This is a genomic window from Myxococcus sp. CA040A, from assembly GCF_013336725.1.
GTDB lineage: Bacteria > Myxococcota > Myxococcia > Myxococcales > Myxococcaceae > Myxococcus > Myxococcus llanfairpwllgwyngyllgogerychwyrndrobwllllantysiliogogogochensis.
The window spans coordinates 164,821-178,976 of the sequence record NZ_JABUMR010000009.1 but is presented as its reverse complement, the minus strand read 5'-3'; the positions used below and the strand labels follow the sequence as shown (position 1 = coordinate 178,976).

9 protein-coding genes are annotated in these 14,156 nt (G+C 65.6%); 7 read left to right on the top strand and 2 right to left on the bottom strand.

All coding sequences use genetic code 11. The features are described 5' to 3' along the window. Window positions 1-63: 63 nt before the first annotated feature. Together HUA75_RS36350 and HUA75_RS36345 are read right to left on the bottom strand one after the other, a co-directional pair. Entirely contained in the window at window positions 64-756 is a 693-nt protein-coding gene (locus HUA75_RS36350; RefSeq protein WP_174489007.1) for a hypothetical protein, read from the bottom strand. After that, window positions 753-1,454, bottom strand: coding sequence for a hypothetical protein (locus tag HUA75_RS36345; protein WP_174489006.1), 702 nt, complete (start codon window positions 1,452-1,454; stop codon window positions 753-755). Before HUA75_RS36345 ends, HUA75_RS36350 begins: the two co-directional genes overlap by 4 nt. Window positions 1,455-1,877: 423 nt before the next feature. On the opposite strand from HUA75_RS36345, the gene HUA75_RS47230 reads away from it, so the two are divergent. From HUA75_RS47230 to HUA75_RS36310, 7 genes are all read left to right on the top strand, one after another. Further along, complete coding sequence (locus tag HUA75_RS47230; protein WP_254627947.1) at window positions 1,878-2,189, top strand: transposase; 312 nt, start codon at window positions 1,878-1,880, stop codon at window positions 2,187-2,189. A gap of 335 nt (window positions 2,190-2,524) precedes the next feature. Continuing rightward, on the top strand, window positions 2,525-2,728 hold the full coding sequence (locus tag HUA75_RS36335; RefSeq protein WP_174489005.1) for a helix-turn-helix domain-containing protein: 204 nt from the start codon (window positions 2,525-2,527) through the stop codon (window positions 2,726-2,728). 37 nt (window positions 2,729-2,765) lie between these two features. Next, on the top strand, window positions 2,766-6,299 hold the full coding sequence (locus tag HUA75_RS36330) for a helicase-related protein (protein ID WP_174489004.1): 3,534 nt from the start codon (window positions 2,766-2,768) through the stop codon (window positions 6,297-6,299). Further along, complete coding sequence (locus HUA75_RS36325) at window positions 6,296-7,705, top strand: AAA family ATPase (RefSeq protein ID WP_174489003.1); 1,410 nt, start codon at window positions 6,296-6,298, stop codon at window positions 7,703-7,705. Before HUA75_RS36330 ends, HUA75_RS36325 begins: the two co-directional genes overlap by 4 nt. A gap of 2 nt (window positions 7,706-7,707) precedes the next feature. Continuing rightward, window positions 7,708-8,343: a retron Ec78 anti-phage system effector HNH endonuclease PtuB gene (gene ptuB / locus HUA75_RS36320; RefSeq protein WP_174489002.1), complete on the top strand. Its 636-nt coding sequence runs from the start codon at window positions 7,708-7,710 to the stop codon at window positions 8,341-8,343. After that, window positions 8,340-11,258, top strand: coding sequence for a DUF1156 domain-containing protein (locus HUA75_RS36315; RefSeq protein WP_174489001.1), 2,919 nt, complete (start codon window positions 8,340-8,342; stop codon window positions 11,256-11,258). The genes ptuB and HUA75_RS36315 overlap by 4 nt, the downstream gene beginning before the upstream one ends. Then, entirely contained in the window at window positions 11,255-14,086 is a 2,832-nt protein-coding gene (locus HUA75_RS36310) for an ATP-binding protein (RefSeq protein ID WP_174489000.1), read from the top strand. The genes HUA75_RS36315 and HUA75_RS36310 overlap by 4 nt, the downstream gene beginning before the upstream one ends. Window positions 14,087-14,156 lie beyond the last annotated feature (70 nt).

Sequence of the window (14,156 nt, the reverse complement as noted above, 5' to 3'; positions counted from 1 at the left end):
CCTGGCGCCGATGGAGGGTGCCGGAGCGTGGCGAGCGAATCTCGCCACGCCCCGGCGGAGGGCTCACAACGTCTTCATGTCCTCGTTCAACGCGGTGCGCTCCTCATCGGTCAGCACGTCGGTGAACGTGTGGCCCGAGTTCGACTGGCTGAACATCCGGGTGTTGTAGATCTTGCGGTCCTCGATATCCGAGTTGGAGAACGTCGGGGCCACGATGTTGCCGAGGAGGTTCCAGGCCAGCGCGCCGTTGCCGTACAGCAGCGACAGCCCGCTTTCGATGAGCGGTGTCTCGTTCGGGTCCCACGGATTGCAGTGGTTGAACGGCGAGAAGGTCAGGTAGCTGCACGGAATCGTGTCGTACTTCCACCCGACCTTGCTCTGGTCAAAGCCCTTCGCGAGGTCGGTCTCGAATCCCATCACGACGATGAATCTCGACGGCTTCGACTTGCGGCGCCAGATGCGCGGGCGGTCCGACGACTTGAGCAAGCTCCAGAGGTCGGGCACCGAGCCGTTGTGGAAGTAGGGGCCGGACGCCCAGATGCCGTAGAGGGGCTGGGCGAGATAGCCGATCATGTTGTACTTCTCGGCGCACCCCTCCTGACCGTTGTACCCGAAGAAGCTGTACCGGGCCTGGGTCTCGACGGCCCCGTCGTTGGCGAGCATTCGGGCGTCATCGGTGTCGATGACCTCGATGGGCGTGACGTTGGCCGCCATGCCCTCGAACAAGGGCGTGGCGAGGAAGTTCGGGTCGTTCACGTAGCGCGGCGCGTAGGCGCCATGGCAACTCGCGCACGAGCCGTTGCCGCCTGCTGCGGCTTCACGACCGGGTTGTTGCGGTTCGGTGCCCACAGGTCGAGCGTGTGGAACAGGACCGATCCCTGCTCCGCGAGCTGCGTGTTGACCGGAAGAGGGTAGGCCGGCGACTTCAGACCGAGCATCCAGGTGTTCGCCTGGTACTCGTTGTCGAGGATCCACTCGTAGCCGTTCTGGTAGGTCGGCAGTGCGGCGCCCGGCATGTACCATGAGAGCTCGATGCGCGTGGCGTCGCTGCTCATCCCTCCGTCGAAGAACTTCACCGGCCGGTGCCCGAGGTTCCACCAGTTCGGCGGGTCCTCCGTGCCGGTCGAGCCGGCCGCCCAGACCTCCGGATTGAGGATGACGCCGGGGATCGTCCCGTCGGGGCCGAAGATGGTGAGCAGGGCGAAGAGCTGGAAGTTGGTGATGTTGCCCGTGCCGCGGATGCGGTTCAGGGAGGCGATGGTGAAGGCGGGGTTGAGGCCTCCGAGCTCGCCCAGGAACAGCGTCACATCGGTGAGGCCGTTGGTGCCGTGCAACGCCCCCAGGCCCGCGCCGTCGCCCGCCTTGCCAATCTGGCCCCTGTGGCAGACCGAGCACGTGACGCCAATCTGTCCGCTCCACGAGCCGTCGGCGTTGCGAGTCTGGGTCAGTGCCATCGGCAGCTGGCCGGAGCCACCGTTCGTGCGGTTCGGGTCGCCGGCCGCCCCTTTCGAACGGGCCGCGTTCCCGCTACGGGGTGGGGTAGGCACAAGTGACTGAATTTTGGGTAGGCACAACAGGCAGCGACCGAGGTTTTTGGGTAGGCACACCGGGAAGGGGAGCGCCGAAGCCGTCACCAACATGGCGGAACTTCTTGCGCTTGCATCTAGTGGAGTCCGCGGGGATGGACTTCTTTGTCATTCCGACTGCGACGTTTGGAGTGCTGTTGGGATTTGTGGTTGTGAGTCACCGAGACAGGCGAATTCTCCACATCAATGTGACAGCGCACCCGACGGAGGAATGGACAAAGCAGCTGGACCAGTGCTCCGAGATACTTACACCGAGATAGGGACAAGCTCTACTCCGAGGGCGTTCGCGCCATGCTTATCCATTTGGGGATTCGCGAGGTGCCGAGTGCAGCACGGTGTCCGTGGCAGAATCCCTATGCGGAGAGAGTCATCGGCTCGATACGTAGGGAACTGCTGGACCATGTCGTCGTCCTGAACGAAGCCCACGCTCGGCGCCTGCTGCGCGAGTACCAGCGTTACTACAATGCGAGCCGGACGCACCTGTCGCTCGGGAAAGATGCGCCCGAGACGCGTGAGGTGCAGGGTCCGGAGCGCGGAGCCAAGGTGATAGAGCTACGGGAAGTCTTCGGGCTCCACCACCGGTACGAGCGCCGCGCTGCGTAGAGTCTCGGTCCTTCCAACAACACCCTCGTAGACCCGCGCGTGCTGCACCCAGCCTACCTGCGTTCGCAGGAAGGGCGGGGAGTGTCCACACGCAGGCAGAGAGAGGTGTTGAGGCGTCTGCGCCGGGCGTAATTCCGACCTCTATCAACTGGAAGATAGGACCCAGCGGCTCGTCATGCGCATCGCTCACGTCATGACGCGCGTTTTGACGCAGCCTTGACGCACTCATGACGCAGCGACTGAATTTTGGGTAGGCACACCAGCCATGTCTGGTGTAGGCTGGCACTGGCTGGCAACCTCTGCCAACCGCTAACCCAGGTGGAGCCTGGTCCAACATGACGGACGAGATTCTCACGCTGCCCGAGGTCGCCCAGTTGCTCAAAGTCGCGGAGAAAACCGTCTACACGATGGCCCAGAAGGGCGAGCTGCCGGCGTTCAAGGTGCGTGGGCAGTGGCGGTTCAAGCGCGCCGACCTCGACCAGTGGATCGAGCAGCAGAAGGCAGCCTCCCGCGACAACGACGAGGATCGCGACGGATGAACGCTCACCGGCTGCTCTGCGCGCGTAGGGGAAAACCATGAGGCTCGAGGAGATCTCGTCAGGCGCGAGCCTCGAAGGCGTGGAGCCCTCAAGCGTCGTCACCGTGGTGGCTGCGGTGGCGCTGCCCCCGGATTCGCTGCAGCTCGTCTACCGTCTGCCCGACGGCGCGCTCCGCGAGCGCCTGCTTTCGCGCGCGGACGAGGCCTCGCTGAACGTCGCGACCGCACGACGCCCGTGGTCGTTCGACGGAGATGGCGCCGCGTTTCAGCTCACCGCCGAGGCCAAGCGCATCGACCTCGCGTTCCTCTTCGACCCGATGATGGCGGTCCACACCTCGAACGTGGACCCGCTGCCACACCAGATCACGGCGGTGTACGAGTCGATGCTGCCACGACAGCCACTCCGCTTCGTCCTCGCCGACGATCCCGGCGCGGGCAAGACGATCATGGCGGGGCTCTACATCCGCGAGCTCATCATGCGCGCCGACGCGCGGCGCGTGCTGATCGTCGCTCCGGGCAGCTTGGTGGAGCAGTGGCGCGACGAGCTGTTCGAGAAGTTCGGCCTCGAGTTTCGTGTCTTCTCGAAGGACCTGGAGCTCGCGTCGCCCAGCGGGAACCCGTTCGAGGACACGAGCCACATCATCGTGCGCCTCGACCAAATCGCGCGCGATGAACAGGAAGGCGACGGCGGGCGTGTCGCCGGTAACCTGCAAGCGAAGCTCTGCGCCGCTGGCTGGGACCTGGTGGTCTTCGACGAAGCCCACAAACTCGCGGCGCACTTCTTCGGCTCGAAGCTCGAGAAGACCGGCCGCTTTCGCTTCGCAGAACGGCTCGGCGCGCAGACGCGGCACCTGCTCCTGATGACCGCGACCCCGCACAACGGCAAGGAGGAGGACTTCCAGCTCTTCCTGTCGCTGCTCGACTCCGACCGCTTCTACGGGAAGTTCCGCGACGGCGTTCACAAGGTCGATACCTCCGATCTCATGCGCCGCATGGTCAAGGAGGAGCTGCTCAAGTTCGACGGCACACCGCTCTTCCCCGAGCGTCGCGCGTACACGGTCAACTACAAGCTCTCGGAGCTTGAGGCCGCGCTCTACGAAAGAGTCACGACCTACGTGAAGGAGCAGATGGGCAAGGCCGACGAGCTCGAGGGCCAGCGCCGTGGCTCCGTCGGCTTCGCCCTCACGGCTCTTCAGCGTCGACTCGCGTCGAGCCCCGAGGCCATCTACCAGTCGCTCAAGCGCCGGCACGCCCGCCTTGAAAAACGGCTGCGCGAAGAGAAGCTTGGCAACCGCGCTCGCTCGCTCGCGGAGACCATCGTGCTCGCGCCCGAGGATGAAGACGACCTGAATGCCGATGAGCAGGAGCAGCTCGAGGAGACGCTCGTCGACGAAGCGACGGCGGCCAGGACGATCGGCGAGCTCGAAGGCGAAGTGCTCGTGCTGCAGGCGCTCGAACAGCGCGCGCTCGACGTCGTCTCGTCAGGGCAGGACCGCAAGTGGGAGGAGTTGTCACGGATTCTCCAAGACGATCCGCACATGCGCGACGCCGGTGGGCGCCTCCGCAAGCTGATCATCTTCACCGAGCACCGCGACACCCTGAACTACCTGCACCAGAAGGTTGGCGGTGTGCTCGGTACGCCCGACGCCATCGTCACCATCCACGGCGGCACGCAGCGCGACGAGCGCCGCCGTGTGCAGGCGCTCTTTCGCTCCGACCCCGAAGTGCGCGTGCTAATCGCGACAGACGCAGCGGGCGAAGGAGTGAACCTTCAGAACGCCAACCTGATGGTCAACTACGACCTGCCGTGGAACCCGAACCGCTTGGAGCAGCGGTTTGGCCGCATCCACCGCATCGGTCAGCAGGAGGTCTGCCACCTCTGGAACCTCGTTGCCAAGGAAACGCGCGAAGGCGACGTCTACCACCGGCTGCTTGAGAAGCTCGCCGTCGAAAGCGAGGCGCTCAAGGGCCGCGTCTTCGACATCCTCGGCGAGGTGTTCGAGGAGACCAGCCTCAAGGACCTGCTCCTCCAGGCGATCCGCTACGGCGACCAGCCGGAGATCCGCGCGCGCCTGTACCAGACGGTCGAGAGCGCGCTCGACACTGCACACCTCCGCACCATCCTCGACCGCAACGCGCTGGCGCAGGAGTCGATGAACGCCGAGCGGCTCTTCGCGGTGAAGGAGGAGATGGAGAAGGCCGAGGCTCGACGCCTCCAGCCGTTCTTCATCCGCTCCTTCTTCATGAAGGCGTTCCAGCAGCTCGGTGGCTCGATTCATCCGCGCGAGCCGGGGCGCTTCGAGGTGACCTTCGTGCCCGCGTCCATCCGCGAGCGCGACCGGCAGATCACGGGGCGCAATCGCCGCGACACCACGCCAGTGCTGAAGCGCTACGAGCGCGTTTGCTTCACGAAGGACGGCGTGCGCCCCGACAAGCCGGGCCTCGCGATGGGGAGCATGATCCATCCGGGTCACCCGCTCATGCTCTCGGTGACCGACATCATCTTGGAACAGCACCAGAACCTGCTCCGCCAGGGAGCCGTCCTCGTCGACCCCGCCGACGAGGGCGTCGAGCCCCACATCCTCTTCTTGCTCACGCACGAGATCAAGTCGGGCGATGGCCAGACGCTCTCCAAGCGGCTCCAGTTCGTGCGCGTGGAGCCTGATGGCAGTGCCAGCTTTGCGGGCTGGGCGCCCCACCTCGATCTGCAGCCCCTGGAAGACGCCGATCGCGCTCGACTGAGGAGCGTCCTGGAGGCCGACTGGATTCACGCCGATCTCGAACAGAAGGCACTCACTCTCGCAGCATCGACGCTCGTGCCTGAGCACTTCAAAGAGGTCGCCGAGCGTCGCATCGCGCATGTCGACAAGACGCTGGCCGCCGTCCACGAGCGCCTCAGCAAAGAGATCAAGTTCTGGACCGACCACTGGATGAAGCTCGGCGAAGATCAGAAGGCCGGCAAGGAGGTTAGGCTCAACCTGGAGAACGCCCGGCGCACGGTGATGGACCTCGAGGGGCGTCTGGAGAACCGGAGCCGCGAGCTCAAGGCGATGCGCCACGTCGCGTCGGCGACCCCTATCGCGATGGGTGGCGCGCTGGTGGTGCCCATCGGGCTCCTGTACAAGCTTCGTGGCGACGCGCCGACCGATGGCGACGCGTTCTCGCAAGACGCGGCGGCCCGCAGCCGCGTCGAGCAACTCGCGATGAAGGCCGTCCGCGCGGCAGAAGAGGCGCGCGGCTGCCGTGTCGTCGACGTGTCGGCGCAGAAGTGCGGCTGGGACCTGACCTCGTACCCTCCTCACGCGGAGGGCAAGCAGCCCGAAGCACGGCACATCGAGGTGAAAGGCCGCGTCAAGGGCGCGACCACCATCACCGTCACGCGCAACGAGATGCTCTACGCGCTCAACCAGGCCCAGAAGTTCCACCTCGCCATCGTCTTCGTGGGAGATGATGACTCCCTCGACGGGCCGCACTTCCTGCAGAGCCCGTTCGATAGCGAGCCGGGCTGGGGCGTCTCGGCCATCACCTTCGACATCAAGGCGCTGTTGGCGAAGAAGGGGCTGAAACCATGAGCCTGCCGACGACGCTGCGCCTCGATCACCTCGAGCTGCGGAACTTCCGCTGCTTCGCCGAATGCGCCATCGACCTGCACGAGAAACTGACGGTGCTGGTCGCTGAGAATGGGCGCGGCAAGACGGCAGTGCTCGACGCCATCGGTATCTCGCTCGGCCTCTTCGTAGACACGATCGCGGCGAACGGCCAGACGCACGGCTTCGAGCGCAGCGACGTTCGGCTCGCGAAGGATCTTCAGGGCCGGATGTCGCCCGTGCTGCCGGTGGAACTGAAGGCGAGCGGCTCGGCTGATGGCGCGCGACTTTCCTGGGGCCGGTCCGTGAAGACGCTCGGCAAGAAACGGGTGCGCACGACCAACCGTGATGCGCAGACGCTCGTCGCTGCAGCGGACGGCTTGCGGCAGCGGCTGACCGGTTTCGCAGGGGGCGAGCGCGAACTACCACCGCCTCTTCCGCTGGTGGCTTTCTACGGGACCGGGCGTCTGTGGAGCGAGCACCGGCTCACGGAGCGCAAGCGAGGCGCCGGCCAGTCCTCGATGGGGCGCGTCGCGGGCTACCTCGACAGCCTATCTTCCTCGTCGTCGTTCAAGACCTTCGTCGACTGGTACGAGCGCACGGCGAACGCGGCGCGCAGCACGACGTCGGTGGCTCTCGGACCGATGGAGCGGCCCGAGAAACTCCTCGCCGCTGTGCGCGACGCGACGCGAATCGTGCTTGAGCCGACGCGCTGGCGCGAAATCGACTGGGAGTTCCCCCCACTCGACGAAAACAACCAGCCGCAGGGAGAGGGCTCCCTCGTCGTCGAGCACCCCGACCACGGGCGCCTCCCGCTCTCGGTGCTCAGCGACGGCGTACGCAACATGATCGCGCTTGTCGCCGATCTCGCGCACCGCTGTGCGCGGCTGAACCCACAGTTCGGTGAGAAGGCTGCCGAGCTCACGCCCGGCATCCTGCTCATCGACGAAGTCGACATGCACCTACATCCTCGCTGGCAGCAGCTCGTCGTCGGCCTGCTCCAGCGCGCGTTCCCGGCGATGCAGCTCGTCGTGAGCACGCACAGCCCGCATGTCCTCTCGACCGTTGACGTGAGCTGCATCCGGGTGATCCGCCTCGTCGACGGAGCGGGAATACTCGAAACGCCCAAGTTCCAGACCAAGGGCGTCGAGAGCGCGGACGTTCTCGCGACCATCATGGGCGTCGACCCAGTGCCTCAGGTCCAAGAGGCGAAGGATCTGAGTGAGTACCGGTCGCTGATTGAAGACGGTGCAGGCGAGACTCCCAAGGCCTTCGCCCTGCGCACGAGGCTGACCGAGCACTTCGGCCATGACCACCCGCTGATCCTCGACTGCGATCGGCTCCTGCGGTTTCAGACCTTCAAGCGCTCCAAGCAGCCGGGGGCGCAATAGCCATGCGCAAGTTGGATCGCGCCACGGCCACGGTGCCCGCTTGCCTCGCCTCGTATGCCCACGGGCGGAATAACTGGGGCGACGTCTCGCACACCCACAAGCAGGAGCTCCACGCCTCGCTCGAGCAGATGCAGGGGCGGCGCTGCGCCTACTGCGAAGGTCCACTCGATTCGCTTGGGCAGCACATCGAGCACTTCCGTCGCAAGAGCCGCTTCGTTCACCTGACCTTTGCGTGGGCGAACCTCTTCGGCTCGTGCGACCAGAACGACTCGTGCGGGCATTTCAAAGACCACGGGGCGGGGCCGTACAACCCCGACGATCTCCTCGACCCGTGCGCGGATGACCCATCGCAGTTCCTGCGCTTCCGGTCCGACGGCACCGTTGACGTGCGCCCCGGGCTCTCGCAGCGCGACGAGTTCCGCGCCCGCGAGACGCTCCGTGTATTCAACCTTCACGATGAGTTCGGCCGCCTGCGAAACATGCGCAAGGCCGCCGCTACTACCTATCTGCAGCTCGTAAGCGAGTTGGCCGCGCTCGATGCCAGCGAGCGCAGCGCCTACGCGCAACAAGAAATCCAGGCGACCGCTTCGGAGCCGTTCAGCACCGTCGTCCGCCACATGTTCGAGGACGTTCTATGAGTGCGAAGACCCCCATCAAGTCGCCGAAGAAGCTGATCGAGGTCGCGCTACCGCTCGACGCCATCAACGCCGCCGCCGCGCGCGAGAAGTCCATTCGTCATGGGCACCCGAGCACTCTGCACCTGTGGTGGGCGCGTCGTCCGCTCGCCGCTGCGCGGGCCGTCATCTTCGCGCAGATGGTCAACGACCCCGGCTACCAGCAGGGCGGCGGGTTCAAGTACGGCGTCAACAAGGAAAAGGCACAGGCCGAGCGCGAGCGGCTCTTCAAGATCATCGAGGACTTGGTGCAGTGGGAGAATACCAGCAACGAAGAGGTGCTCTCGCGTGCGCGGGCCGAGATTCTCCGCTCGTGGCGTGAGGTCTGCGAGCTGAACAAGGCGCACCCGCAGGCCGCCGAGCTGTTTAATCCCGACAAGCTGCCCGCGTTCCACGATCCGTTTGCGGGTGGCGGCGCGTTGCCGCTTGAGGCGCAGCGGCTCGGGCTGGAGAGCTACGCGAGCGATCTGAATCCCGTGGCCGTCACCATCAACAAGGCCATGATCGAGATTCCTCCGCGCTTCGCAGGCCGCGCGCCGGTGGGACCGCGTGTGCCGGGCGACAAGCAGGGGAAGCTGGTCGAGAACACCTGGAGCGGCGCGAAGGGGCTCGCCGAGGACGTGCGGCGCTACGGCGCGTGGATGCGCGCTGAGGCCGATAAGCGCATCGGTCACCTGTATCCGCAAGTCGAGATCACCGCCGAGATGGCCAAGGAGCGCCCAGACCTGAGAGGGCTCGTGGGCCAGAAGCTCACGGTCATCGCTTGGCTGTGGGCGCGCACGGTGAAGAGCCCGAACCCGGTGTTCAGCCATGTGGACGTGCCTCTGGCCTCGACGTTCGTACTGAGCAGCAAGACGGGCAAGGAGAGCTACGTGAAGCCCGTGGTTGAAGGCGACAAGTATCGCTTCACGGTGAAGGTGGGCACGCCGCCAGAGGATGCGATCGAAGGGACCAAGGCGGCCGGACGCGGAGCGAACTTTCGCTGCGTGCTGTCGGACGCGCCCATCAGCGGAGACTACATCAAGGCCGAGGGCCAAGCGGGACGGATGGGCGCGCGGCTCATGGCCATCGTCGCTGAAGGAACGCGAGGTCGTGTCTACCTCGCGCCAACACGAGCACACGAGGACGCTGCGAGACAGGCCGAGCCCACGTGGAAACCGGACATCGAGTTCTTCCAACAGGCTCTCGGGTTTCGCGTTGGCAACTATGGCCTGACCCGGTGGAGTGATCTCTTTACGCCCCGCCAACTGGTCGCGCTGACCACGTTCTCGGATCTGGTGGGCGAGGCCATCGACCACGTGCGCGCCGACGCCGTGCGCGCGGGCCTCGCAGACAACGGCAAAGGCCTCGATGAAGGCGGCACCGGCGCAACGGCGTACGCGCAGGGAGTCGGAGTGAGCTTGGCATTCATCGTGGAGAAGCTGTCGGAGGCCCACTCGTCGCTTTGTACTTGGAGCAACGCACCAAAGAACGAGTTGGTAGTCAGCACTTTCCGACGCCAGGCTCTCCAGATGACGTGGGACTTTGGGGAGTCGAACCCGTTTGCGGATTCAAGTGGGAGTATTCAGAAGGTCGGGGAGGCCGTCTCGCGAGTGCTTCAAATGGCGCTACCACGCGATGGGCGAGGTCAGGCGCTTCAGGCCGACGCTCAGTTTCAGCCGGTCAGCGACCAGAAAGTCATCTCCACTGATCCTCCCTACTACGACAACATCGGGTACGCCGATCTCTCCGACTATTTCTACGTCTGGCTTCGCCGACCGCTGAAACCCATCTTTCCGGGGCTCTTCGCAACGCTAGCCGTGCCCAAGACCGAGGAGCTGGTCGCCACGCCGTACCGGCACGGCGGCAAGGATGAAGCTGAGAAGTTCTTCCTCGATGGCATGACTGAGGCGCTACACAACTTGGCATCGCGAGCGCACGGCGCGTTTCCCGTCTCCATCTACTACGCCTTCAAGCAGTCCGAGACCACAGACAACGCAGGTACCTCCAGCACCGGCTGGGAGACGTTCCTCGAAGCCGTCCTCAAAGCCGGATTCGCTCTCACTGGCACCTGGCCAATGCGGACTGAACGCGACTCGCGCTCGCGAGGCATCGGATCAAACGCGCTCGCCTCAAGTGTTGTCCTCGTCTGCCGCCAGCGCCCCGCCGACGCGCCCACCGTCTCGCGCCGCGAGTTCATCCGCGAGCTCAACGCTGCGCTGCCCGAGGCGCTCGACGAAATGACGCGCGGCGGCGTCAACTCGCCCGTGGCTCCCGTGGACCTGTCGCAAGCCATCATCGGCCCCGGCATGGCCATTTTCAGCAAGTACACCGCCGTGCTCGAAGCCGACGGCACGCCCATGAGCGTGCGCACCGCGCTGCAGCTCATCAACCGCTTTCTCGCGGAAGACGACTTCGACCACGACACGCAGTTCTGCCTTCATTGGTTCAATCAGTACGGCTGGAGCGAAGGCGCCTACGGCGAGGCCGACGTGCTCGCGCGCGCCAAGGCGACTAGCATCAACGGGCTTGCAGACGCGGGCGTGCTGAAGAGCGGTGCGGGCAAGGTTCGCCTGCTGCGCCCAAACGAGTACCCGGCCGACTGGGACCCCCGAAAAGATCCGCGCCTCCCGATCTGGGAGATGCTGCACCAGCTGATTCGCGCCCTGCGCGACGAGGGCGAGAGCGGCGCCGGCAAGCTGCTCGCTGAGCTGAAGCCGAAGAGCGAGGCGATTCGCCAGCTCGCGTACCGGCTCTACACGCTGTGCGAGCGCAAGGGCCAGGCCGACGACGCCCGCGCGTACAACGAGCTCGTCACGTCGTGGTCGGCGGTGGAGTCTGCGGCCGGAGCGTTCCCCGAGCCGGGCAAGCAGTTCAATCTTTTCGGAGGTAACGAATGAAAGCGTGGCGCGAAGTCAGTGTGCCCCATCCCGACGTTCTGGAGGGCACCTTTCAACAGTCGGAGTTCGCAGCAGACATCTCCGCCGTGCGCGACGGCAAGGCCACGCGCGAGTACCAAGACGCGGCAGCCTTCTTCCAGCGCACCTTCATCACCGAGGGCATGCGCCTCCTGCTCACGCAGGTGGCCCAGCGACTCAACGGCAAGGGCGGCGAGCCCGTCATCCAGCTCCAGACGGCGTTCGGTGGCGGCAAGACGCACACCATGCTTGCCGTGTTCCACCTGGCCTCGCGCAAGTGTGCGTTGAAGGAGCTGTCGGGCGTGCCCGCATTGCTCGACCAGGCGGGGCTGATGGACGTGCCCAAGGCGCGCACGGCGGTCCTTGACGGCACCGCGCACGCTCCAGGGCAGCCGTGGGCTCACGGCGACACGAAGGTGCGAACGCTGTGGGGCGAGCTCGCGTGGCAGCTTGGCGGCGACGAAGGGTTCGCGCTCGTGCGCGAGGCCGATGCAACAGGCACCTCGCCGGGCAAGGAGGCGCTGCGCGCGCTGCTCGAGCGCTTCGCCCCGTGCGTGATCCTGGTCGACGAGCTGGTGGCCTACATCCGACAGTTCCCCGACGGTCAAGCGCTCTCGGGCGGCACCTACGACAGCAACCTGTCCTTCGTGCAGGCGCTCACCGAGGCGGCGAAGCTTGTGCCGACGGCGATCGTACTCGCCTCGCTCCCCGAGTCGGAGATCGAAGCAGGTAGCTCGCGCGGCGTGGCTGCGCTCAAGGCGCTGGAGAAGACCTTCGGGCGCGTGCAGGCGCTGTGGAAGCCGGTGGCCACCGAAGAGGCGTTTGAGATCGTGCGTCGGAGGCTGTTCGAGCCGATCCACGACACCGCGACCCGCGATGCTGTGTGCAGGGAGTTCGCCAAGGCCTATGCGACCGAGGGCACCAAGCTCCCCTCGGAGACGCATGAGGCTCGCTACTTCGACCGCCTCGTGCAGGCGTACCCGATTCATCCCGAGGTCTTCGACCGGCTCTACGAAGATTGGACCACGCTCGAAAGCTTCCAACGCACCCGTGGCGTGTTGAAGCTCATGGCGCGCGTCATCTTCCGGCTGTGGAAGGACCAGAACCAGGACCTGATGATCCTGCCGGGGAGCCTGCCGCTCTACGACAGCGGCTCGCGCAACGAGCTGGTCTACTACCTGCCGCCCGGCTGGGACGCCGTGCTTGAGCGCGACATCGACGGCGAGCGCGCAGAGACCACCGACCTCGACCAACGCGAGCCGCGCTTCGGCGCCGTGCATGCCGCGCGTCGCGTGGCGCGCACGCTCTTCCTCGGGAGTGCGCCCTCCTCGAGCACGACGAAGAAAGGCTCCCGTGGCGTCGACCGGGCCCGCGTTCTCTTGGGCTGCGTGCAGCCCGGGCAGCCCTCGGCCGCGTTCTCCGACGCCCTCAACCGTCTGAGCGATCGCCTGCACTACCTGAACAGCTCCGGCGACAAGGCGCAGGACTCGACGCGCTTCTGGTTCGACACCCGCGCCAACCTTCGCCGCGAGATGGAGGACCGCAAGGGGCGCTTCGACGACCGCAGCGAGGTCCGCACGAAGATCGAGACGGTGCTCAAGAAGCTCTCGCCCGGCGGCGAGCTGTTCGATGGCGTCCACGTCTTCACGCCTCATGGCGACGTGCCCGACGACGGTGCCTTGCGGCTCGTCGTGCTGCCGCCCGAGGAAATCTACAGCAAGCAGGACTCGAAGGGGGTCTTCGACGAGGTGCTCGACGTCGTGCGCTCGAACGGGAGCAAGCCCCGCTATCGCGGAAACCGCCTCGTCTTCGTCGCGGCCGACCAGGGCTCTTTGTCGCGACTCAAGGAGGTCACCCGCACCGCGCTCGCGTGGGCCTCGATCGTTGACGACATCAAGACGGGTCGCCTCAACATCGATCGGCTGCAGGAAGACCAGGCGAAGAAGGAGTTGGAGACCGCCGAAGGCGTGCTCCCGCGCGCCGCGCGCGAGTGCTTCAAGTGGCTGCTCTGCCCCCTAATGACGTCGGCCACGGATCGGCAGGCCACCGTCGAGGCCTTCCCGCTCAACGCGGGCGGCACCTATTCCGGTGAGGTCAAGCGAGTGTGCGAGGAGAACGAGCTCGTCATCTCGACGTGGTCGCCGGTCCACCTGCGCAACAAGCTCCGCGAGCTGTACTGGAAGGACGGCACCGACGCCGTCCGCGCCTCGACCGTGTGGGAGGACATGCAGAAGTACCTGTACCTCCCGCGCCTCCGGCAGCGCGACGTCCTCGAACAGGCCATCCAGAAGGGCACCGCGACCGAGGACTTCTTCGGCACGGCCTACGGCAAGACCGGCGACGCCTACGATGGCTTCAAGCTCGGCAACTCGAACGTGCAGTTCGATGACACGTTGCTGCTCATCGAGCCCGCTGCAGCTGCAGCCTACGCCGCGGCGCTAGCCAAGAAGGCCGAACGCTCGAAGGCGGACGACTCACCGCCTACGCAAGTGGGAACCTCCAACACGAGCGGGACGACCGTCGGCAGCGACAACCAACCGAAGCAGACCCAGAAGCCCACGAGCGCCTCGCCGCCGCCGAGAGCGAAGGCGTTCTTCGGATCGATCGACGTCAACGCGACGACGGCCAAGATGAAGCTCGTCTCGGTGGCAGAGGAGATCATCGCGCTGCTCGCCGCCGACCCGAACGCCACGGTGAAGGTCACGGTCGAGATCTCCGCCGAGTTCCCGAACGGAGCGACGGACCAGACCAAGCGGGCGGTCACCGAGAACGCTGGGGCCCTCGGCTTCAAGAGCAAGTCCTGGGAGTGAGCCATCGTAACGGCGGTAACAGGTTGAGCAAGATCTTGGAGAACGACCAGTGACACAGAGAGCACCATCG

Coding starts and splice junctions, on each gene's coding strand:
- HUA75_RS36345 (WP_174489006.1), bottom strand. CDS start 1,454: ATGGCACTGACCCAGACTCGCAACGCCGACGGCTCGTGGAGCGGACAG.
- HUA75_RS47230 (WP_254627947.1), top strand. CDS start 1,878: ATGCTTATCCATTTGGGGATTCGCGAGGTGCCGAGTGCAGCACGGTGT.
- HUA75_RS36335 (WP_174489005.1), top strand. CDS start 2,525: ATGACGGACGAGATTCTCACGCTGCCCGAGGTCGCCCAGTTGCTCAAA.
- HUA75_RS36330 (WP_174489004.1), top strand. CDS start 2,766: ATGAGGCTCGAGGAGATCTCGTCAGGCGCGAGCCTCGAAGGCGTGGAG.
- HUA75_RS36325 (WP_174489003.1), top strand. CDS start 6,296: ATGAGCCTGCCGACGACGCTGCGCCTCGATCACCTCGAGCTGCGGAAC.
- ptuB (WP_174489002.1), top strand. CDS start 7,708: ATGCGCAAGTTGGATCGCGCCACGGCCACGGTGCCCGCTTGCCTCGCC.
- HUA75_RS36315 (WP_174489001.1), top strand. CDS start 8,340: ATGAGTGCGAAGACCCCCATCAAGTCGCCGAAGAAGCTGATCGAGGTC.
- HUA75_RS36310 (WP_174489000.1), top strand. CDS start 11,255: ATGAAAGCGTGGCGCGAAGTCAGTGTGCCCCATCCCGACGTTCTGGAG.